The 21,109-nt window shown below is 60.7% G+C and carries 19 protein-coding genes and 1 pseudogene; 8 read left to right on the plus strand and 12 right to left on the minus strand.

From position 1 onward, the window contains the following. Positions 1–20: 20 nt before the first annotated feature. The 7 genes and pseudogenes from J2X71_RS13165 to pepT all read left to right on the plus strand — a co-directional run bounded on the left by J2X71_RS13165 (position 21) and on the right by pepT (position 6,328). Positions 21–1,280, plus strand: a complete 1,260-nt coding sequence (locus J2X71_RS13165) for a sugar ABC transporter substrate-binding protein (protein ID WP_310382515.1) — start codon at positions 21–23, stop codon at positions 1,278–1,280. Positions 1,281–1,373: 93 nt separating this feature from the next. Further along, positions 1,374–2,309, plus strand: a complete 936-nt coding sequence (locus tag J2X71_RS13170; RefSeq protein WP_310382516.1) for a sugar ABC transporter permease — start codon at positions 1,374–1,376, stop codon at positions 2,307–2,309. Positions 2,310–2,312: 3 nt separating this feature from the next. Then, on the plus strand, positions 2,313–3,143 hold the full coding sequence (locus tag J2X71_RS13175; protein ID WP_113321478.1) for a carbohydrate ABC transporter permease: 831 nt from the start codon (positions 2,313–2,315) through the stop codon (positions 3,141–3,143). 4 nt (positions 3,144–3,147) lie between these two features. Next, on the plus strand, positions 3,148–4,206 hold the full coding sequence (locus J2X71_RS13180) for a sn-glycerol-3-phosphate ABC transporter ATP-binding protein UgpC (protein ID WP_310382517.1): 1,059 nt from the start codon (positions 3,148–3,150) through the stop codon (positions 4,204–4,206). Positions 4,207–4,277: 71 nt separating this feature from the next. Next, a pseudogene (locus J2X71_RS13185) lies at positions 4,278–4,781 on the plus strand (metallophosphoesterase); the annotation flags it as partial. An 82-nt stretch (positions 4,782–4,863) separates the two neighbouring features. Continuing rightward, on the plus strand, positions 4,864–5,013 hold the full coding sequence (locus J2X71_RS13190; RefSeq protein WP_310382742.1) for a hypothetical protein: 150 nt from the start codon (positions 4,864–4,866) through the stop codon (positions 5,011–5,013). A gap of 82 nt (positions 5,014–5,095) precedes the next feature. Beyond that, positions 5,096–6,328, plus strand: coding sequence for a peptidase T (gene pepT / locus J2X71_RS13195; protein WP_310382518.1), 1,233 nt, complete (start codon positions 5,096–5,098; stop codon positions 6,326–6,328). 20 nt (positions 6,329–6,348) lie between these two features. Here the strand turns inward: pepT and J2X71_RS13200 are convergent, their stop codons facing one another. The 5 genes from J2X71_RS13200 to J2X71_RS13220 all read right to left on the minus strand — a co-directional run bounded on the left by J2X71_RS13200 (position 6,349) and on the right by J2X71_RS13220 (position 11,127). After that, positions 6,349–7,155 (minus strand): cell wall hydrolase, encoded by an 807-nt coding sequence (locus J2X71_RS13200; RefSeq protein WP_310382519.1) that lies wholly within the window; start codon positions 7,153–7,155, stop codon positions 6,349–6,351. 152 nt (positions 7,156–7,307) lie between these two features. Continuing rightward, complete coding sequence (locus J2X71_RS13205; protein WP_310382520.1) at positions 7,308–8,348, minus strand: sulfate/molybdate ABC transporter ATP-binding protein; 1,041 nt, start codon at positions 8,346–8,348, stop codon at positions 7,308–7,310. 10 nt (positions 8,349–8,358) lie between these two features. After that, the gene (gene cysW / locus J2X71_RS13210; RefSeq protein WP_310382521.1) at positions 8,359–9,246 is read right to left on the minus strand and encodes a sulfate ABC transporter permease subunit CysW; all 888 of its coding nucleotides are present in this window, start codon (positions 9,244–9,246) and stop codon (positions 8,359–8,361) included. Continuing rightward, a complete protein-coding gene (gene cysT / locus J2X71_RS13215; protein ID WP_025668786.1) occupies positions 9,236–10,093 on the minus strand; it encodes a sulfate ABC transporter permease subunit CysT in 858 nt (285 codons plus the stop codon). The genes cysW and cysT overlap by 11 nt, the downstream gene beginning before the upstream one ends. Positions 10,094–10,101: 8 nt before the next feature. Further along, complete coding sequence (locus tag J2X71_RS13220; protein WP_310382522.1) at positions 10,102–11,127, minus strand: sulfate ABC transporter substrate-binding protein; 1,026 nt, start codon at positions 11,125–11,127, stop codon at positions 10,102–10,104. A gap of 355 nt (positions 11,128–11,482) precedes the next feature. On the opposite strand from J2X71_RS13220, the gene J2X71_RS13225 reads away from it, so the two are divergent. After that, entirely contained in the window at positions 11,483–12,505 is a 1,023-nt protein-coding gene (locus tag J2X71_RS13225) for a porin (protein ID WP_310382523.1), read from the plus strand. Between the two features lie 89 nt (positions 12,506–12,594). On the opposite strand, the gene J2X71_RS13230 is transcribed toward J2X71_RS13225, so the two are convergent. The 7 genes from J2X71_RS13230 to kdpA form a co-directional block, all read right to left on the minus strand. Continuing rightward, positions 12,595–13,050, minus strand: coding sequence for a PTS sugar transporter subunit IIA (locus tag J2X71_RS13230; RefSeq protein WP_310382524.1), 456 nt, complete (start codon positions 13,048–13,050; stop codon positions 12,595–12,597). 29 nt (positions 13,051–13,079) lie between these two features. Continuing rightward, a complete protein-coding gene (locus J2X71_RS13235) occupies positions 13,080–13,772 on the minus strand; it encodes a response regulator transcription factor (protein ID WP_007820889.1) in 693 nt (230 codons plus the stop codon). Beyond that, the gene (locus tag J2X71_RS13240; protein WP_310382526.1) at positions 13,769–16,480 is read right to left on the minus strand and encodes a sensor histidine kinase KdpD; all 2,712 of its coding nucleotides are present in this window, start codon (positions 16,478–16,480) and stop codon (positions 13,769–13,771) included. The genes J2X71_RS13235 and J2X71_RS13240 overlap by 4 nt, the downstream gene beginning before the upstream one ends. A gap of 64 nt (positions 16,481–16,544) precedes the next feature. Further along, positions 16,545–17,114 (minus strand): potassium-transporting ATPase subunit KdpC, encoded by a 570-nt coding sequence (gene kdpC / locus J2X71_RS13245; RefSeq protein WP_310382527.1) that lies wholly within the window; start codon positions 17,112–17,114, stop codon positions 16,545–16,547. 12 nt (positions 17,115–17,126) lie between these two features. Continuing rightward, positions 17,127–19,187, minus strand: coding sequence for a potassium-transporting ATPase subunit KdpB (kdpB, locus tag J2X71_RS13250; protein ID WP_310382528.1), 2,061 nt, complete (start codon positions 19,185–19,187; stop codon positions 17,127–17,129). Between the two features lie 45 nt (positions 19,188–19,232). Further along, positions 19,233–19,388 carry a hypothetical protein gene (locus tag J2X71_RS13255; RefSeq protein ID WP_310382529.1) on the minus strand — a complete coding sequence of 52 codons (156 nt, stop codon included), beginning with the start codon at positions 19,386–19,388 and terminating at the stop codon, positions 19,233–19,235. 9 nt (positions 19,389–19,397) lie between these two features. Further along, positions 19,398–21,101, minus strand: coding sequence for a potassium-transporting ATPase subunit KdpA (gene kdpA, locus J2X71_RS13260; RefSeq protein ID WP_310382530.1), 1,704 nt, complete (start codon positions 21,099–21,101; stop codon positions 19,398–19,400). Positions 21,102–21,109 lie beyond the last annotated feature (8 nt).

The raw sequence follows: 21,109 nt of genomic DNA on the forward strand, positions 1-21,109 counted from the left end.
ACTACGGAGGGGAACCAAAAATGAAAAAGCTTATTCTCTCAACACTCTTTGCCACGATGATGGCGGGCACGGCTTTTGCGGACACGACGCTGAAGCTCGTCGAAGTCATCACCAGCCCGGAGCGTACCGAAACGCTGAAGTCGATCGTCGGCAAGTTCGAAGCCGCCAATCCCGGCACCAAGGTCGACATCATCTCGCTGCCCTGGAACGAAGCCTTCCAGAAGTTCGCGACCATGGTTTCGGCGGGCGATGTGCCCGACGTGATGGAAATGCCCGATACCTGGCTGTCGCTCTATGCCAATAACGGCATGCTCGAAAGCCTCGAGCCCTATCTTGCAAAGTGGGAGCATACCAAGGAGCTGACGCCGCGCGCTCTGGACCTTGGTCGTGACGTCAACAACACCGCCTATATGCTGCCCTACGGCTTCTATCTGCGCGCCATGTTCTACAACAAGAAGCTGCTCGCGGAAGCCGGCGTCAAGGAGCCGCCGAAGACCATGGAGGATTTCACCAAGGCCTCCGAAGCCGTCTCCAAGCTGCCGGGCAAATACGGCTACTGCATGCGCGGTGGTCCGGGTGGCCTCAACGGCTGGATGATCTTTGCCGCCTCCATGGCCGGCGACAACAAATACTTCAAGGAGGACGGCACCTCGACCATGAACAGCGAAGGCTGGGCAAAGGGTATCGAGTGGATGGTCGATCTCTACAAGAAGGGCTATGCGCCGAAGGACAGCGTCAACTGGGGCTTCAACGAAGTCGTAGCCGGCTTCTATTCCGGCACCTGCGCCTTCCTCGACCAGGATCCAGATGCCCTGATCGCGATTGCCGAACGCATGAAGAAGGAAGATTTCGGCGTAATTCCGCTGCCGAAGGGCCCGGCCGGCAAGTCCTATCCGACCATCGGCTATGGCGGCTGGTCGATGTTCACGACGAGCCAGAACAAGGATCTCTCCTGGAAGCTGATCGCGACCCTCGAAGGGCCTGAAGGCAATATCGAGTGGAACAAGAAGATCGGCGCTCTGCCGGCCTATACTGCCGCAGAGAAGGACCCGTTCTACGCCGGAGACCAGTTCAAGGGCTGGTTCGAGGAGCTCGCCGACAAGGACACGGTTCCGACTGTTATGCCGACCTACCTCGAGGAATTCGCCTTCTTCAAGGATTCCATGGCGATCAAGACCTCGCAGCAGGCGCTGCTGGGTGACATCTCCGCCAAGGACCTCGCCGATCAGTGGGCCGATTACCTTACCAAGGCGCAGCAGAAGTTCCTCGCCAAGAAGTAAGGTCAACTGCGCAAGCGGCGGCGGAGATTTTCCGCCGCCGCTTATGCAACGACAGACGGCGCGCCGAAGCGCCGTAAGGGGAAGTATCGGGTAATGATTATCACCGCCGACACGCTCGAGACGCGCCGCGACCGCCGGCCATGGCTGCGCCGCCTGGCCGATGCCTCGGAGCCCTATCTTTACAGCGCGCCTTCGTTGATCCTGATCATCGCAGTCATGCTGGTACCGCTGGTGGTCGGCGTTTCCTATGCCTTCCGTGATATCCAGCTGCTCAACCCCTTCTCCGGCGGCTTTGTGGGGATCGAGCATTTCCGCGAGCTGTCCCGCGATGCGGCGTTTTATGGTGCCCTCAGAAATACGCTCTGGTGGACCGGCGCTTCCGTCATTCTGCAGTTCACCTTTGGCCTCATCCTCGCGCTTCTACTCGACAAGCCATTCTGGGGCAGGGGTATCATTCAGGCTCTGGTCTTCCTGCCCTGGGCCGTGCCGTCCTTTCTTGCCGGCCTCAACTGGGCCTGGCTCTTCAATCCGGTCATCGGACCGATCCCGCACTGGCTCTTTGCACTTGGGCTGATGAACGAGCCGGGCAATATCCTCTCCGATCCGCAATATGCGATGTGGGGGCCGATCATCGCCAATGTCTGGTGGGGCATTCCCTTCTTCGCCATTACGCTGCTCGCCGCTCTACAGGCGATCCCGCGCGATCTCTATGAGGCGGCTTCGATCGATGGCGCCGGCTGGTTCCAGCGCTTCTGGTCGATCACCCTACCGTTCCTTGCGCCGACGATCGCCATCACCGTCATGCTGCGCACCGTTTGGATCTCGAATTTTGCCGATCTCATCGTCGTCATGACCGGCGGCGGCCCGGCGGACAGAACACAGATCGTCGCCAGCTACATCTTCACCCAGGCCTTCAGGCGGCTCGATTTCGGTTATGCCTCGGCGATCGCGCTGGTGCTGCTGATCCTGCTTCTCGCCTATTCCATGCTGATCATCCTGCTGCGGCAGAGCCTGCTGGCCAAGGATTGAGCCATGAGACGTTCCATTCTCCCCACTGTCGCGCACCGTCTGGCGATCCTCGTCTATGTCGTTTTCGCGCTCTTCCCGCTCTTCTGGCTCCTGAAGGTCTCGGTCACGCCGAATGATCTGCTCTATACCGAGGGCGTGCGCATGTGGCCGTCGCGGACCACATGGGAGCACTACAGCTTCGTGCTGGAGCACAGCGCCTTTCCGACGTTCTTCAAGAACAGCGTCATCGTCTCGGCTTCGACGGCGGTGACAGTGACGATCTGTGCCGCGCTGTCGGGCTATGCGCTGTCACGCTTTAACTTCCGTGCGAAATACTGGATCGTGGCGCTGATGCTGCTGACCCAGATGTTCCCGCTCGTCATGCTGGTGGCGCCGATATTCAAGATCCTGTCGCCGCTGCATTTGACGAACAGCCTGACGGGTCTCGTTATCGTCTACACAGCCTTCAACGTGCCCTTCGCAACCTTCCTGATGCAGTCCTTCTTCGATGGCATCCCGAAGGATCTCGAGGAGGCGGCGATGATCGATGGCGCCACCCAGTTCACGGCCTTCCGGCAGATCATCCTGCCGCTGACCCTGCCCGGCATTGCTGCGACCCTCGGCTTCGTCTTCACGGCGGCCTGGAGCGAGCTTCTCTTCGCGCTGATGCTGATCAACGGCAATGACGCGGCGACCTTCCCGGTCGGCCTTCTTACCTTCGTTTCGAAATTCTCCGTGGATTTCGGGCAGATGATGGCGGCAGGCATCATGGCGCTCATTCCGGCCGGCCTCTTCTTCCTGCTCATCCAGCGTTATCTCGTCCAGGGCCTGACGGCCGGCGCGGTCAAGGGTTAGTCATATGGCATCGATCGACATCAAGAATATCCAGAAATCCTATGGTCATATGTCCGTGCTGCACGGCGTCGATCTGGAAATCAAGGACGGTGAATTCGTCGTGCTGGTCGGCCCGTCCGGCTGCGGCAAGTCTACGCTGCTGCGCATGATTGCAGGCCTCGAAGAGGTGACCGGTGGCGAGATCCGTATTGCCGGCAACCGCGTCAACGAGCTGCATCCCAAGGATCGCGACATCGCCATGGTGTTCCAGTCCTACGCGCTCTATCCGCACATGAATGTCGCCGGCAATATGAGCTACAGCCTGAAGCTCCGGAAAACGGCGAAAGAAAAGATCGCCAGCGCCGTTGCCAGTGCAGCCTCCAAGCTCGGCCTTGATCCGCTGTTAGAGCGTCGCCCGAAGGCGCTGTCCGGCGGTCAGCGCCAGCGTGTCGCCATGGGCCGCGCCATCGTGCGCCAGCCGAAAGCCTTCCTGTTCGACGAGCCGCTGTCGAACCTCGATGCGCGCCTGCGCGAGCAGATGCGCGCCGAAATCAAGAAATTGCATGGCGACCTCAAGGCGACCTCGATCTACGTGACCCACGACCAGATCGAGGCGATGACGCTGGCGGACCGGATCGTCGCCATGCATGGCGGGGTCGTGCAGCAGGTCGGCAGCCCCTTGGAGCTTTACGATCGCCCCGCCAACCTCTTCGTCGCGGGCTTCATCGGCTCGCCCGGCATGAACTTCCTCGAGGCGAGCTATGAAGCAGGCGGTGTGAAGCTGAAGGACGGCACGATCGTGCCGCTCAACACGTCACTGCCCTTGTCGAACGGCGAAAAGGTGACGCTTGGCATCCGGCCTGAACATGTCGTCATGACAAATGATGGGGCCGGGATTGCCGCCGACGTCGAGCTCGTCGAGCCAACCGGCTTCGGCATCATCCTGCATCTTTCGCTGCATGGCCTGCCGTTCAAGATCTTCACGCTCGATCGTGAGGCGTTGACTGCGGGGCCGAAGGTCAATGTCACCTTTCCGGCCAAGCATCTGCATGTGTTCAACGGTGAGGGCAATCGCGTCGATTGAACGGAAGGAAGGCGATAGAATGCAACTGTCGCTTTCGGCATACTGCCTTCCTCAGGGATCGAGGGGGCGATATGCTTGTTGCGCAGATATCCGATATCCATGCCAGTCCAGATAGTCCGTCGCTGCTCACATTCGAAAGAGCAATCGATTGGTTAAAGGCTTTCCGGCCGGATGCGCTTGTTCTGACCGGCGACCTGGTGGATGACGGATGGCAACAGGGCTATCGTCAGATTGCGGAAAGCCTGCATGTGCTGGATTTTCCCACTTATATCTTGCCAGGTAACGGCGATGATCAATCGGTGATGCGAGCCGAGCTTGCCGAAGTTGGCAACTGGGCAGACCCGTCGGGGTCGATGCATTTCCAGACGGCTTTCAATGACGCGACCGTTATTGGCGTCGATGTAACGGTAGCCGGCCAAAGCCATGGCGATATCCGGCCGCATCTGTCGTGGCTGAAGAGCACGCTCGCCGATGTTGCGACACCTTTTCTCCTCTTCATGCATCAGCCGCCGTTCGGCATCGGCATAGAAGTGCTCGATCAGGTCGGGTGCAGAAATGATGATGCGCTTCTTGAGCTTTTGAACGCGCGGGGATCTCCGCCGCTTGGAATTCTCTGCGGCCATGTTCACCGGCCAGTTTCCAGCAGAGTGGGCTTGATTGCCCTCCAGACATGCGGTTCGCTTTGCCCGCCCAATCCGCTTCTTCTCGGGGATCGGGCTGATCTTCCCGTCCTCGACGCTTCCTGAGGTCACGAACGACCGGCTGCTATCGCATGTGGTATCGATGCAGACGCTCGCCGGCGCGTAGCCCGCGGGGAGCGAAAAGAGCTTTCATCACAGGGCCTTCGATGGCTATATGATCAGAGGATGATCATGCTGGAATGGATATTATGACAGACACTGTTCTCGACCGTTTTCTCCGATATGTCGTCATCGACACCCAATCTGATCCTGCCTCATCCACGCAGCCGACCACCGAAAAACAGAAGGATCTCGGCAGGCTTCTGGTTGAGGAGCTCCTGGAGATCGGCCTTTCGGATGCGCATCTCGATGAGCACGGCTATGTTTATGCGACCATTCCGGCCAATACCGACAAGAGCGTGCCGGTCATCTGCTTCTGCTCGCATATGGACACTGCCCCTGACTTCACCGGCAAGAACGTCAAGCCTCAGATGGTGAAGGCCTATGCGGGCGGGGATATCCAGCTTCCCGGTGATCCGAGCCGGGTGATCCGTGTTTCAGAACATCCAGAGCTGAGGAACCAGATCGGCAACGATATCGTTACGACCGATGGAACGACCTTGCTCGGCGCCGACGACAAGGCGGGCCTGGCGGAGATTGTGGCCGCCGCGCAGATCCTCGTCGATAATCCCGGGATCAAGCATGGGACGATCAAGATCCTGTTTACGCCGGACGAAGAGGTCGGCCGTGGCGTCAACAAGGTCGATCTGAAGAAGCTCGGCGCGGAATTTGCCTATACGATGGATGGCGAAACCGCCGGCCATATAGAGGACGAGACCTTCTCGGCAGATAGCGTCGATATCGTTATCGCCGGCGTGGCAATCCATCCGGGTTTTGCCAAGGGCCGGATGGAAAATGCCATCAAGATTGCCGGCGCGATTATCGACCGGCTGCCGAAGGAGATCGCCCCGGAGACGACCGAGGGGAAGCAGGGCTTCATCCATCCGACAGGGGTGGCTGGCTCGATGGAAAAGGCTGCGATCAGCCTCATCATTCGCGATTTCACCGACGAGGGTCTGACCGAAAAAGAGACCGTGCTCGAAGCGATCGTCAAGGATGTGATGAAGGCCTATCCGGGTTCTACCTATCGTTTTGACGTGAAGGAACAGTACCGCAACATGAAGGTGGTGCTCGACCGTCATCCTGAGATCGTCGAGAACGCCGTTGAGGCGGTGCGCCGGGCGGACATGACGCCGGTGCGCGGCAGTATTCGCGGCGGCACCGACGGTTCGCGCCTTTCCTTCATGGGCCTGCCGTGTCCCAACATTTTTGCTGGAGGTCACGCCTTCCACTCGCCACTCGAATGGATCAGCCGCCAGGATATGGAAAAGGCGGTCAGGACGATCGTGGAGCTTGCGAAGGTCTGGGAAGAGCGCGCCTAGCGCTCTTCATTCTTCCGCAATCAGCTGCCGTTTGCCGGAATGCTCGGCCGCAGCATCACGCTGTCATAGGCAGGGCGCGGTGTCGGGATGGCGATAGGCGTGCCGGGTTCAGGCTCGATCGCGGTCGCTGCTGGTATCGGCAACGGGTTGGTACTTGCCGTCGCCGCGGGGTCTGGGGACGGGATCGGTACCGGAACATCTGACGGGATCAGCACTTCGAACTGTGGCGGCAGCATGCTCTGGCCGGGGACATAGTTCATCGCGACTTCGTAGGACGGCAGTGGTGGCGGCGTTTCGAGCGTTCCATCTTCGTCGCGCTTCTCGTAGAAGGCGTTGCCGCCCGCGACCGTCACATAGTGCATGTTATTGTAAGGAAATTTCAATCCTGCGGTGTGGAAGAACATCGCGTCCTTCACGGCCGGATGGCGCTCGCCTTTCAGGATCGCGTCAGCCGCGGTTGCAAGCTCAGGCTCTGCCTGCGGCTTGACCTCGCGCGTCATGACACCGGGCGCAAACTGCTTCTTCTGGGCCACGACGCCACAGATGGAGTCGGCATAGGCGCCGGAGGTCAGCCTGTTCATGACCACACTGCCGACGGCCAGATAGCCATCCTCATCCGAATGCTGCGATTCGAAGTACATCGCCCGTTTCAGGCAGTCGCGATCTTTTGTGGTGTAATTGAAAGTGACCTTTGCCGGTTGAACCTGTTTCGATTTGGCTTTAACCGGCGCTGCCGCCGGTTTCGGTGTCGTCGTGCAGCTCGCGGCTGCCAGTCCTACGAATAAAATCCCGACCAGGGATTTTCCAAAGGAAATCTCCGCCCTCAACGCCAGGTGCCTCCTATTGGAATTAGTCCAGCCCTTTTCGATCTAAGCGAAAACGTTTTTACCCGGCATGTGACAAAAATACAAACAACCGGAGATCACAAAAATAACAAAGGGTTCCCGCCGAAATACGATTCTGGCGGGAACCGGTGATATCAATTCCGGAAAAGCTTCCAGCGTGTCGGCTTGAAGGCGACGCGGGACCGGTCGAGCCTATCGGCCTCGCTCGGCGGAAGCTCGATCTCGATATGCGGGCGATCCTTGCCGATGTCGAGTTCGATATGGCGGGTGCCCGCGACGCGTCGGCTGGCGACCGGTTGGCCGGCGATGCAGTTCTCGGCGGATTCGCAGAGCCGGACATCGTGCGGGCGGAAATAGAGCTGCGCTGCACCATCGGCCTCGCTCTCGGCATTGAGGCCGAGCGAGCGACCCTCGAAGTGGATATCGCCGCCGGCGACCTCCACCTGCAGGCAGTTCGACTGGCCCACGAAGCCGTAGACGAAGGGTGAGTTGGGGCTGTCATAGACCTGGTCCGGCGTGCCGACCTGCTCGATCGCACCCTGGCTCATGACGACGACGCGGTCGGCAAGTTCCATCGCCTCGTCCTGATCGTGGGTGACGAAGACGGTGGTGTGGCCGGTGCGGTCATGGATTTCGCGTAGCCATTTGCGTAGGTCCTTGCGCACTTGCGCATCGAGCGCGCCGAAGGGCTCGTCGAGGAGCAGGACGTTCGGCTCGACCGCCATGGCGCGGGCAAGGGCCACGCGCTGGCGCTGGCCGCCGGAAAGTTGTGCTGGATAGCGCTTTTCAAGACCCGAAAGCTGTACGAGGTCGAGCAGTTCCAGCGCCCGCTTGCGGATTTCCGCTTTCGGCGGACGGCGCGACGCATTGCGCACCTTCAGGCCGAAGGAGACGTTGTCGAGCACTGTCATATGGCGGAAAAGCGCATAGTGCTGGAACACGAAGCCGATATTGCGTTGCTGGACTGTCTTCCTCGACGCATCCTCTTCGCCGAAGAAGATCTGGCCCTCGGTCGGGCTTTCAAGGCCGGCGATAAGGCGCAGAAGCGTGGTCTTGCCGGAGCCGGAGGGGCCGAGCAATGCGATCAATTCACCTGAGCGGATATCGAGCGAGACATCGTGCAGCGCCGGAAAGCGGTCGAATTCCTTGCGTATGTTTTGGACGCGTACTTCCATTCTAATTCCTTCAGTGCCGCCGGCTGGCGGCGATTTCGGCGCTATAGCGCATTTCCAGCAGCGTCTTCAAAACAAGTGTGACGAGGGCAAGCAAGGCCAGAAGCGAAGCGACCGCAAAGGCCCCCGTGAAATTATACTCGTTGTAGAGGATTTCCACCTGCAACGGCATCGTATTGGTCTGCCCGCGAATATGGCCCGATACGACCGACACGGCGCCGAACTCACCCATAGCGCGGGCATTGCACAGCAGCACGCCGTAGAGCAGGCCCCATTTGATATTCGGCAGCGTGACGTGCCAGAAGGCTTGCCAGCCGCTTGCGCCGAGCGAAAGGGCCGCTTCCTCATCCTGCGTTCCCTGTTCCTGCATGAGCGGAATGAGCTCGCGCGCAACGAAGGGAAAAGTGACGAACATGGTGGCGAGGATCAGCCCCGGCGCCGCAAACAGGATCTTGATATCGTTGGTGCTCAGCCACTGGCCTAGCCAGGTGTTGGCGCCGAAGAGCAGCACGAAGACGAGGCCTGAAATGACCGGCGAGACCGAGAAGGGCAGGTCGATCAGTGTGGTCAGGAACGCCTTGCCCTTGAACTCGAACTTGGCGATCGCCCAGGCGGCGGCAACGCCGAAGGCGAGGTTCAGTGGCACACTGACGCCGGCGACGATCAGCGTCAGGCGGATGGCCGAGAAGGTTTCAGCATCCTGAAGGGCTATGAAAAATGAACCGACACCCTTGCGGAAGGCCTCGACGAAGACGGCTGCGAGCGGCAGAAACAGGATCAGGAGCAGGAAGAGCAGCGAGATGACGACCAGCACGATGCGGGCGACCTTGCTTTCGGTGACGGCCGAATGAACCTTGTGCGCCCCGGCCGTCGAGGTGATTGCGACGGAATCAGACGCCATAACCGTACCTCCGCCTGCTCCAGCTCTGGATGAGATTGATGACGAGCAGCATCGTAAAGGAGATGATCAGCATTATAGCAGCAATACCCGTTGCGGCCGCGTAATTATACTCTTCGAGCTTGATGACGATCAGCAGCGGAGCGATCTCCGATTTGAATGGCAGGTTGCCGGCAATGAAGATGACCGAGCCGTATTCACCGACGGCACGGGCGAAGGCAAGGGCGAAGCCCGTCAGTACTGCGGGTGCAAGGCCCGGCAGCAGCACGCGTGCGATTGTCTGGAAACGATTGGCACCGAGCGTGGCGGCAGCCTCCTCCACTTCCTTGTCGATCTCTTCCATAACCGGCTGGACCGTTCGCACGATGAAGGGCAGGCCGACGAAGATGAGGGCGACGACGATACCGGCCGGTGTGAAGGCGATCTTGATGCCGAGTGGCGTCAGGAACTGCCCGACCCAGCCGTTCGGAGCATAGAGGGTTGTCAGTGCGATGCCGGCGACAGCCGTCGGCAGGGCGAAGGGCAGGTCCACCATGGCGTCGATAATGCGTTTGCCGGGGAACCGGTAGCGAACCAGGACCCAGGCAAGGATGACGCCAAAGACGACATTGAGACAGGCGGCGATGAAGGCGCAGCCGAAGCTGATGCGCAGCGCGCTCAGCGTTCGCTGGTCGAATGCAATGCCGAAGAACTTCTCCCAGCCGAGTGTGCTCGACCGCCAGGCAAGGCCGGACAGCGGGATGAGGACGATGAGGGTAAGCCAGATCAAGGTAAGGCCGAGCGCCAGTCCGAAACCCGGAATGACGCTCGGCCGCTTGAACCGCCACCGTGTGGGGTTATGTGCGCTCATAAGACCTATTATTGGGCAGGCTTGTAGATCTGGTCAAATACGCCGCCGTCGCCGAAGAATTTCGCCTGTGCATCCTTCCAGCCGCCGAAGTCGTCAATCGTGGCGAGCGTCAGCTTCGGGAAGCGGGCAATATCAGCAGGATCGGCTGCTTCCGGCTTGATCGGGCGGTAATAATGCTTTGCCGCGATCTTCTGGCCTTCATCCGAATAAAGGTAGTTCAGATAGGCTTCCGCGACCTTGCGGGTGCCCTTCTTGTCGACGTTGCCATCGACGATTGCGACAGGCGGATCGGCGCGGATCGAGAAGGCGGGGGTCACGATCTCGAACTGATCGGGGCCGAGTTCCTCGAGCGAGAGATAGGCTTCGTTTTCCCAGGCGAGCAGCACATCGCCGAGGCCGCGCTGGACGAAGGTGGTCGTAGCGCCACGTGCGCCGCTGTCGAGAACCGGAACGTGCTGCAGGAGTTTGGTCACATAATCCTGCGCCTTGGCTTCGTCGCCGCCGTTCGCCTGCTTGGCCCATGCCCAGGCCGCAAGGAAGTTCCAGCGGGCGCCGCCGGAGGTCTTCGGGTTCGGCGTGATAACCTGCACGTCGTCCTTGATCAGATCGCTCCAATCCTTGATGCCCTTCGGGTTGCCCTTGCGCACGAGGAAGACGATCGTCGAAGTGTAGGGGGTCGAATTGTTCGGGAACTTGGTCTTCCAGTCAGCCGGGATCTTCCCCGTCGCCTTGGCGATCGCGTTGATATCGCCTTCGAGAGCGAGGGTCACGACGTCGGCATCAAGGCCGTCGATGACCGAGCGCGCCTGGGCGCCGGAACCACCATGAGAGGCCTGGATCGTTACGGCTTCGCCGGTGTCGGCTTTCCACTTTGCAGCGAAGGCGGCGTTGAAATCCTTATATAATTCGCGTGTCGGATCATAGGACACGTTCAGAAGCGTCTGGTCGGCGAAGGCCGGTGCGACGCTGCCGATCGCAAAGCTGCCTGCCATGACCGCGGCCGCGATGAGCCGGGTGAGCCTTAAAGTCTGCATGGGAACCCTCCGTGGTTATGCGCTAAACTCTATCAACTAGGTCGTATAATGAAACGAAGATTGTTCCGGTTCCGGGGACCAACCTTAGAAAGCCATCCCATTTTCAGCGGGTGATTGCGAATGGGACGTGCTGTCAGTTGGCCGCGGCCAATTAAGGCGCAACGCCGCAGCCGTGATTTTTCTGCCACAGTTCGATCCCGAAAGTGTCATTGCTGTGTCGATTTTTAGTCATCTTTTGCAGCGCTGACGTTTTCGAGTGCCTACATGGATTTCCGGTCGTTGGGATTCGGCGACCGATGGTGGGGGTGTCCTTGAAGCACTGCTCGCCTCTTTCAAACCTTAAAAGGTCTTTCTGATGTCTATTAAAACTATCCTTCTTGGCTCTGTTGCCGCCCTTGCAGCGGTTTCCGGAGCACATGCAGCCGACGCTATCGTCGCAGCCGAGCCGGAGCCCGTAGAATACGTTCGCGTTTGCGACGCCTACGGGACTGGCTACTTCTACATCCCGGGCACCGAAACCTGCCTTCAGATCAGCGGTTACATCCGTTTCCAGCTTAACGTTGGCGAAAACCAGGGCGGTGACAACGATTCCGACTGGGATGCCGTTACCCGTGGTCAGGTCACCTTCCAGACCAAGAACGACACCGAGTACGGTACGCTCACCGGCGTTATCACGCTGCGTACCAACGCTGACAACGCCACCAACCAGACGACCACGCTCGACGAAGGCTACATTGATATCGCCGGCTTCCGCGTTGGTAAGCAGTACAGCTGGTGGGATGACGATCTGAGCGGCGAGACGGACACGCTCTCTAGCAACGAGACGACCCACAACTCGATCCGCTATCAGTACGAGACCGACCGCTTCGCAGCCGGTATCTCGCTCGACGAACTTGAAGAAGCCTATGACGAGAAGCCGGGCGAAGGCCCGAACAACTTCGGCGTAGCAGCCCAGGTTTCCTTCAAGAGCGGCGCATTCAGCGGTTACCTGCTCGGTGGTTACGATAGCGACAACGAGGAAGGCGCTATCCGCGCAATCCTGTATGCCGACATCGGCCCCGGCACTCTCGGCCTCGCTGGCATCTGGGCCAGCGGCGCTAACTACTACTACGAAGAGTCCGAATGGACGGTTGCTGCCGAATACAAGGTGAAGCTCACCGACAAGTGGGCCGTTACCCCGGCCTTCCAGTATTTCGACAAGATCGAGCTCGATGCCGACGGCAAGGGCTTCAGTGGCGGCAGCGCCTACACGACCGGCGTGACCGTCGACTACCAGATCGTTGAAAATCTGCGCAGCAAGCTCAGCCTTCAGTACCACGACGAAGAAGACGGCGACGACGAAACCTTCGGTTTCCTGCGTCTCCAGCGCGACTTCTAATAAAAAGGGCCGAAGCGGCCCCTTGTTCTCGATTTGCCTTCCCCCCGCTTCGGCGGGGAGAAGGTTCAAAGCGGGAAGCGAATTTTTCCTTACACGCGCGAATCCGCGATGAAATCCGAGTAGAATTCATCGACACTTCTGGCCTTGCGCATGGCCGCCAGGACGCCTTCCGATTGAAGCCTGCGGGCGATAGCGGCAAGCACGTTCAGATATTCCCCGCGATTATTTTCCCCGAAGAGCAGTACGAAGGCGATACCCGTCGGTATATCGTCGATCGCATCGAAATCCAGCGGCTGGGCGAAGCGGATCAAGAGACCGCGCGGGCTCGTCATGCCGTCGATCGCCGCATGCGGAACGGCAATGCCGTTGCCGATGCCGGTGGAGCCGAGCTTCTCCCGCGATTCGAGCGCTTTCAGCACGGTTTGGCCGTCAATGCCGAAGGCGTTGCCGGCCTTTTCGGAAATCGCCTGCAGCGCGCGCCACTTGGTCGTCACCGACAGGCCGATGAAGGTGTGCTCCGGCCGGATGATATTAGAGAGGTTCATTTCATTCTCGATGCTGTTTTCGGCAGGTATCAGTCAGGTTCACGGAGCCGATAGCCGACGCCGGTCTCGGTGGTGATATAGTGTGGCTGGTCGGGAATCTGCTCGACCTTTTGCCGCAGCTGGCGCACATAGACGCGCAGATACTGCACGTCCGCCGCCGGCCCCCATACCTGTTTCAGAAGAAATTGATGTGTCAGCACCTTGCCGGCATGCTGGGCGAGTACGCGCAGGATGTCGTATTCCTTCGGCGACAGCTTGATCTCCCTGCCGTCGACCTTGACGATGCGCTTGACGAGATCGATCGACAGACCGCCCGTCTGAAAGATCGCCTTTTCGCCCTGCTGCTGCAGCCGGTGGCGGAGCGCCACGCGGATACGGGCACCGAGTTCGTTGACGCCGAAGGGCTTGGTTACATAGTCGTCGGCACCGCTTTCCAGCGCCTTGACGATGCCGGCCTCGTCGGTGCGGCTCGACAGGATGACGACAGGCATGGTGAGCCCGTCCTCGCGCCATTCCTGCAAAAGGTCATGGCCCGGCATGTCGGGAAGGCCGAGATCGAGCACGATGAGATCGGGCTGGTCGTCCTTGACGGACTGACGAGCCGCACCGGCATTCGGCGCTTCATGCACTTCATAGCCTTGCGCGGTGAGGCCGACGCGTAAGAGCTTGCGGATCGGGGGCTCGTCATCAACGACGAGAATCTTGACGGCTGAACCGGTCATTTGAGTTCATCCAGTTTGGGAATGTCATTCGGTTTGGGGAGGCGGATGGTGAAGACAGCGCCGGAGCGGTTGGTCCGGTTGCTGGCGGTGATCGTCCCGCCCATCGCCTCGATGAAGCCCCGGCATATGGAGAGGCCGAGGCCGGTGCCGGCGCGCACCTGATCGCCCTTGCGCACGCGGTAGAAGGTGTCGAAGACACGGGTGAGGTCTGCAGGAGGAATGCCCGGGCCTTCGTCGGAGACCTGTACGACGACATTGTCGGCATCCGCCCAACCCTCGATGTGGATGACGGAACCTTCGGGCGCATATTTGGCGGCATTGTCGAGCAGATTGAAGATGACCTGCTCGAAGAGAACGGGATCGACGCGGACCATGGGCAGGTCGGCGGGGATCGTCATTTCGGTCCTGTGATGATCGAGGATCTTGGCGGCGCGGCGCAGGGCACTACCGGCGATATCGCCGGCATAGTGCAGTGCATAATTCGGTTCCATAGCACCGGATTCGATTTTCGTCATGTCGAGCAGGTTTGCGATGAAGCGGTTGAGGCGCTCGGATTCATCGACGACGGTCGAGAGAAGATCGGTGCGGTCTTCCACCGGCATGGAATCGAAATAGTCGCGCAGTGTGCCGGACGCGCCGAGGATCGCCGCAAGCGGCGTCTTCAGATCATGCGAGATCGAAGTCAGCAGGGCTGACCGCAGACGGTCAGCTTCCGCCGCAAGCTTGGCGCGATCGACATCGGCGACGAGCTGGACGCGCTCGATGGCGAGTGCCGCCTGATCCGCCAGGGCGTCCAGAAGACGCTGCTGCTCGGGCGTCAGCAACGGGCCATCGCGGCGGTCGCTGTCGAGACCGATGACGCCGACGGCGGTGCGGCCGGTGCGCAGCGGTACATAGAGGCGCTTGGCACCGGGCAGAGTATCGGCGCCGCGACCGGCGGCATGATTATGCTCCCAGGCCCAGCGGGCGGCGGCAATATCGGCGTCGTCGAGCGTATCGTCGGGCGGATAACCGGCTTTGACCGCGATGGAGTTATCCTCCGGCAGAAGCAGAACGACGCGCACCTTGAGCATCGAGGCGATCTGGAAGGCGGTTGCCCAGAGAACGTCATCGAGCGTGCCGGTGCCGGCGAGCTTTTTGGAAAAGAGATAGAGGTCTTCCGTCGTGCGCGCCCTCTGCCGGGCGGCGACCGCCTGCCGCTGCACCGTCGCCGTGAGATTTGAGGCGATAACGGCGACGCCGAGGAAAAAGAAGAGCGCCAGCACGCTTTCAGGATCGCTGATCGTCAGCGTATAGCGCGGTGGCAGGAAGAAGAAGTTGAAGGAGAGGGCACTGACGATACAGGTATAGAGCGCCGGCCTCAGGCCATGGATGACCGCTGATGTCAGCACCGCCATTAGGAAGACGAGCGCCAGATTGCGCACGTCGAGAACCTGGTCGAGCACCACACCGACGGCCAGCGCAACGGCGACATAGGCTGTCGAGAGGATATAGGCCCTGAAATTCAGTGTCGGCGCGCTCGGAGCCGCCTTGACGCCGCGCTGCGAAGCCGTGTCTTTCTCGTTTCCGGAAATGACATGAACGCTGATATCGCCGGCCCGCCGGATCAGCTCGTCGGTTGTCGAACGGTTCCACCACCCCTCGCGCCAGGCCGGCTTCTTCGGGGCGCCGATGACGATGTGGGTGACGTTGTTGGCGGTGGCGTGCCGCACCAGCTCTTCCGCCACTTCGCGACCGGGAATGGTGATTGCTTCACCGCCGAGCTGTTCGGCAAGCCGCAAGGTGGCTGCGATCGTGTCTCGCTGCGTTTCCGAAAGATTGATGGAGCGATTGGTTTCGATATAGACGGCGGCCCAGGGGCCACGCAGGCGCGAGGCCATGCGCGAGGCATAGCGGACGAGCGAGGCAGAGCGGGGATGCTCGTCGATCGACACCAGCACGCGTTCGCCGGCGGCCCACGGGCCGGAAATCGCATGCGCCTGCATATGGGTCAGCAACTGGTCGTCGACGCGCTGGGCGGTCTTGCGCAGGGCGAGCTCGCGCAGCGCCGTCAGGTTGCCGGGCGTGAAATAATTGGTCAGCGCGCGCTCGGCGGTCTTTGCCACATAGACCTTGCCATCGTGAAGACGCTTGATGAGGTCGTCGGGTGTCAGGTCGATGATCTCGATATCATCAGCCATGTCGATCACAGAGTCCGGCACGGTTTCGCGCACCCGGATGCGGGTGATCTGCGAAACGACGTCGTTCAGGCTCTCCACATGCTGGATGTTCAGCGTCGAATAGACATCGATGCCGCGGTCGAGCAGTTCCTTGACATCGAGATAGCGCTTCGGATGGCGGCTGCCCTCGGCATTGGTATGGGCGAGCTCGTCGACGAGAACGAGATCGGGCTTGCGGGCGAGAATGGCATCGAGATCCATCTCTTCGAGCGACTGGCCGCGATAGGCGATCTTTACACGCGGAACGATCTCGAAACCGGCAAGCAGCGCCTCGGTCTCTTTGCGGCCATGGGTTTCGACGACACCGATCACCACGTCGAGGCCATCGGCCATCTTGGCGTGGCCGGAGACCAGCATTTCATAGGTTTTGCCGACGCCCGGTGCAGCGCCAAGGAATATCTTCAGACGCCCGCGCGACTCCGCCCGAGCCCTTTCGAGAAGCGCATCGGGAGAGGGCCTGCCGGCCTGGTCGCGGTTGTCGTCTGGCATGCGGTTCGGTCTTTCTTCACGAGCAAGCCCCGGCCCGCTTGTCGCGCTCCGGGGCTCTCAACCTTTACTGAGTCATAGAAGCATCAAGGCTCTGGTTCAACGCCAGAACATTGACGGTCGGCTCGCCCAGCAGGCCGAGTTCGCGGCCTGTGACAGCTGCATCGACCAGCGCCTTGACCTTGGCTTCATCGACACCGCGGGCTTTGGCGACACGCGGCACCTGGAAATAGGCAGCATCCGGCGAAATATGCGGGTCGAGGCCGCTGCCCGAGGCGGTGACGAGGTCGGCGGGAACCTCGGCATTCGGGTTGGCTGCCTTGGCCGCATCATAGTCGCCCTTCACGCGGTCGATCAGCTTCTGGCTGGTTGGGCCGAGGTTGGAGCCGGAGGATGCAGCGGCATTATAGCCATCGCCCGCGGCGGAAGGGCGGCCGTGGAAGTACTTGTCGCTGGTAAAGGCCTGGCCGATCAGCGTGGAGCCGATGACCTTTCCGTCCTTTTCAATAAGGCTGCCATTTGCCTGGAAGGGGAAGATGGCCTGAGCGGCACCCGTCATGGCGAGCGGATAGAGGAGGCCGGTGATGGCCGTGGTGGCAACGATCATGACGATTGCCGGGCGAAGTTCTTTCAACATGGACTTTACTCCTTAGGCGAGGCCGACGGCCGTGATGACGATGTCGATCGCCTTGATGCCGATGAAGGGGACGATGATGCCGCCGAGGCCGTAGATCAGCAGGTTGCGGGAGAGCAGCGCACCGGCACCGATCGGGCGGTAGCGGACACCCTTCAGCGACAGCGGGATCAGCGCGATGATGATCAGCGCGTTGAAGATGATCGCCGACAGGATGGCGCTCTGCGGCGTAGCGAGACCCATGATGTTGAGCACGCCGAGCTGCGGGTAGAAGGTCAGGAACATCGCCGGAATGATGGCGAAGTACTTGGCGATGTCGTTGGCGATCGAGAAGGTTGTCAGCGCACCGCGGGTCATCAGGAGCTGCTTGCCGATTTCGACGATCTCGATAAGCTTCGTCGGGTCGCTATCGAGGTCGACCATGTTGCCGGCCTCGCGGGCTGCGACCGTGCCGGTGTTCATGGCGACGCCGACATCTGCCTGGGCAAGCGCCGGGGCGTCGTTGGTGCCGTCACCACACATGGCGACCAGCTTGCCCTTGGCCTGTTCCTCGCGCATCAGCGCCAGTTTCATTTCAGGCGTTGCCTGAGCGAGGAAGTCGTCGACACCGGCTTCTGCTGCGATGGCAGCCGCCGTCAGCGGATTGTCGCCGGTGATCATCACGGTACGGATGCCCATGCGGCGAAGCTCTGTGAAGCGCTCGCGGATGCCGCCCTTGACGATGTCCTTGAGTTGAATGACGCCGAGCAGCTTGCCGTCGCGGGCAACAGCAAGCGGTGTGCCGCCGGCCTTGGAAACCTCATCTGATATCGACTGCAATTCGCGGACGACTTCAGCGCCATTCTTCGAGGAGGCATCGCCATTGACGTAAGCCAGCACCGCATCGACGGCACCCTTTCGGATCGACGAACCGTCAAGGTCGACGCCGCTCATGCGGGTCTGGGCAGTGAAGGGCACGAAGCTGGCCTTCAGGCTCACCATGTCGCGGCCGCGGATTGCATATTTCTCCTTGGCGAGCACGACGATGGAGCGTCCCTCAGGCGTTTCGTCGGCGAGCGAAGCGAGCTGGGCCGCATCGGCGAGATCCTGTTCTGAGATGCCGCGGACCGGGCGGAAGCTGGTGGCCTGGCGGTTGCCGAGGGTGATCGTGCCGGTCTTGTCGAGCAGCAGCGTATCGACGTCACCGGCGGCCTCGACGGCGCGGCCGGACATGGCGAGCACGTTGAAGCGGACGAGACGGTCCATGCCGGCGATGCCGATTGCCGACAGCAGGGCGCCGATGGTGGTCGGGATCAGCGTGACGAAGAGTGCGACGAGCACGATGATCGGGATCGAGCCGCCGGCATAGGCAGCAAAACTCGGGATCGTCGCCGTGGCGAGAACGAAGATCAGCGTCATGCCTGCAAGCAGGATATTGAGGGCGATTTCGTTTGGCGTTTTCTGGCGTTCGGCGCCTTCGACGAGCGCGATCATGCGATCGATGAAGGTGGAGCCGGCCGCCGCGGTGATGCGGACGCGGATCCAGTCGGAAAGAACCTGCGTGCCGCCGGTGACGGCCGAGCGGTCGCCGCCGGATTCACGAATGACCGGGGCGGATTCGCCGGTGATGGCCGCTTCGTTGACCGAGGCCACACCTTCGACGACTTCGCCGTCCGAGGGGATGATATCGCCGGCCTCGACGAGGACGAGGTCGCCGACCTTCAGACTCGTGCCAGGCACCATGCGGTAGCCGGTACCATTGTTGGCGGTCAGCAGCTTGGCCTGGGTTTCGGTACGGGCCTTGCGCAGCGAGTCGGCCTGCGCCTTGCCACGGCCTTCTGCGACGGCTTCGGCGAAGTTGGCAAAGAGCACAGTGAACCAGAGCCAGAGGTTGATCTGGAAGGAGAAGGCGAGATTGCCGTTGCCTGAGACGAGGTCGCGTAGGAACAGAACGGTGGTCAGCGCCGAGACCGTAGCCACGACGAACATGACCGGGTTTTTGGCGAGGGCGCGCGGGTTGAGCTTGGTGAAAGCAGCACCCACGGCCGGAATGAGAATGCGAGAATCCATGATGCTCGCGGATTTTGCCTGGCTCATAAGAGACTCCAGCTTTGAAACGAGGATGGCGAACCGGATGGCCGGTCAGCCCTGTAAAATTCTGATTGCGCAGACGATGACGAGCAGGCCTGCCATCATCACCAGGATGATGTCGGTGCCCCGTGCCAGTCGCTCACGTTCACGTCCCGGCGTACCGGGACGTGAATTGAAGGCTTTGCGGAGCCTGTGACGGAGGATCATCGCATCGCCTCAGAAGGTCTGACCGGCGACCATGACCAGGTGCTCGACAACAGGGCCAAGGGCCAGCGCCGGGAAGAAAGTCAGGCCGCCGACAATCAGGATCGTGCCGACGAGCAGACCGACGAAGAGCGGACCGTCAGTCGGGAAGGTGCCTGCCGAGGCTGGAACCGTCTTCTTGGTGATCAGTGAGCCTGCGATCGCAAGCGCCGGGACGATGACCAGGAAGCGACCCATCAGCATGCCGATGCCGAGCGTCACGTTGTACCAGGGCGTGTTGCCCGTCAGACCGCCGAAAGCCGAGCCGTTGTTGGCCGCAGCCGACGTATAGGCATAGAGGATTTCGGAGAAGCCGTGCGGGCCGGCGGTGCCGATCGAGGCGACGGCGCTCGGAAGCACTGTTGCGATCGCGGTGAAGACCAGCATCGCAAGCGGCAGGCAAAGAATGGCGAGAACGGCCATCTTCATCTCCTTCGCCTCGATCTTCTTGCCGAGATATTCCGGCGTGCGGCCGACCATGAGGCCTGCCACGAAGACGGCGACGATGATGAACATCAGGATGCCGTAGAAGCCGGCACCCACACCGCCGACGATGACTTCGCCGAGTTGCATGTTGATCAGCGGGATCAGGCCGCCGAGCGCCGTGAAGCTGCCATGCATGGCGTTGACCGCGCCACAGGAGGCGGCCGTGGTGATGACCGCAAACAGCGAGGACATGGCGACACCGAAGCGGACTTCCTTGCCTTCCATGTTGCCGCCCTGCAGACCGAAGGCATGCATTAGCGGGTTGCCGGCAGCTTCCGCCCAGTAGGTGATGCCGACGCCGACGATGAAGAGCAGGCCCATGGAGGCGAGGATCGCCCAGCCCTGGCGCTGGTTGCCGACCATGCGGCCGAAGACGTTGGTAAAGGCTGCGCCGATCGCAAAGATCGACACCATCTGGATCATGTTCGAGATATTGTCGGGGTTCTCGAAGGGATGGGCGGAGTTGGCATTGAAGAAACCGCCGCCATTGGTGCCGAGCATCTTGATGGCAAGCTGCGAGGCGACGGGGCCGACGGCGATCGTCTGCTTGGCGCCTTCGAGCGTTGTCGCATCGACATAGGGGCCGAGCGTCTGCGGCACGCCGAGCCAGACATAGGCGAGCGTCAGCACGATGCAGATCGGCAGCAGAATGTAGAGCGTGGCGCGGATCATATCGACCCAGAAATTGCCGATCGCCTTGCCCGATGCGCGCGAGAAGGCGCGGATGAAGGCAACGGCAATCGCCATGCCTGTCGCAGCCGACACGAAGTTCTGGACGGTGAAGCCCATCATCTGTGTCAGATAGGACATGGTGCTTTCGCCACCGTAATTCTGCCAATTCGTATTGGAGACGAAGCTGACGGCGGTATTGAACGAAAGCTGCTCAGGCACGGCAGCCATGCCCGCTGGGTTGTAAGGCAGCACGCCCTGCAGGCGCATCAGTGCATAAAGCACGATGACGCCCATCAGGTTGAACATCAGCATGGCGAAGGCATAGGAGGTCCAGTGCTGGTCTTCGCGTTCGCTGGTGCCGGCAACGGTGTAAAGTCCTCGTTCGATCGGAACGAGGACCGGTGAGAGAAATGTGCGCTCGCCGCTGAAGACACGCGTCATGTAACCGCCGAGCGGTTTGACGAGCACGAGGACGATCCCGCAATAAAGCAGGATCTGAAGCCATCCGTTGAGGGTCATGGGAGGAA

The sequence above is a fragment of the Rhizobium sp. 1399 genome (genome assembly GCF_031455475.1).
Classification (GTDB): Bacteria; Pseudomonadota; Alphaproteobacteria; order Rhizobiales; family Rhizobiaceae; genus Rhizobium.

Coding starts and splice junctions, on each gene's coding strand:
- J2X71_RS13165 (WP_310382515.1), top strand. CDS start 21: ATGAAAAAGCTTATTCTCTCAACACTCTTTGCCACGATGATGGCGGGC.
- J2X71_RS13170 (WP_310382516.1), top strand. CDS start 1,374: ATGATTATCACCGCCGACACGCTCGAGACGCGCCGCGACCGCCGGCCA.
- J2X71_RS13175 (WP_113321478.1), top strand. CDS start 2,313: ATGAGACGTTCCATTCTCCCCACTGTCGCGCACCGTCTGGCGATCCTC.
- J2X71_RS13180 (WP_310382517.1), top strand. CDS start 3,148: ATGGCATCGATCGACATCAAGAATATCCAGAAATCCTATGGTCATATG.
- pepT (WP_310382518.1), top strand. CDS start 5,096: ATGACAGACACTGTTCTCGACCGTTTTCTCCGATATGTCGTCATCGAC.
- J2X71_RS13205 (WP_310382520.1), bottom strand. CDS start 8,348: ATGGAAGTACGCGTCCAAAACATACGCAAGGAATTCGACCGCTTTCCG.
- cysW (WP_310382521.1), bottom strand. CDS start 9,246: ATGGCGTCTGATTCCGTCGCAATCACCTCGACGGCCGGGGCGCACAAG.
- cysT (WP_025668786.1), bottom strand. CDS start 10,093: ATGAGCGCACATAACCCCACACGGTGGCGGTTCAAGCGGCCGAGCGTC.
- J2X71_RS13220 (WP_310382522.1), bottom strand. CDS start 11,127: ATGCAGACTTTAAGGCTCACCCGGCTCATCGCGGCCGCGGTCATGGCA.
- J2X71_RS13225 (WP_310382523.1), top strand. CDS start 11,483: ATGTCTATTAAAACTATCCTTCTTGGCTCTGTTGCCGCCCTTGCAGCG.
- J2X71_RS13230 (WP_310382524.1), bottom strand. CDS start 13,050: ATGAACCTCTCTAATATCATCCGGCCGGAGCACACCTTCATCGGCCTG.
- J2X71_RS13235 (WP_007820889.1), bottom strand. CDS start 13,772: ATGACCGGTTCAGCCGTCAAGATTCTCGTCGTTGATGACGAGCCCCCG.
- J2X71_RS13240 (WP_310382526.1), bottom strand. CDS start 16,480: ATGCCAGACGACAACCGCGACCAGGCCGGCAGGCCCTCTCCCGATGCG.
- kdpC (WP_310382527.1), bottom strand. CDS start 17,114: ATGTTGAAAGAACTTCGCCCGGCAATCGTCATGATCGTTGCCACCACG.
- kdpB (WP_310382528.1), bottom strand. CDS start 19,187: ATGAGCCAGGCAAAATCCGCGAGCATCATGGATTCTCGCATTCTCATT.
- J2X71_RS13255 (WP_310382529.1), bottom strand. CDS start 19,388: ATGATCCTCCGTCACAGGCTCCGCAAAGCCTTCAATTCACGTCCCGGT.
- kdpA (WP_310382530.1), bottom strand. CDS start 21,101: ATGACCCTCAACGGATGGCTTCAGATCCTGCTTTATTGCGGGATCGTC.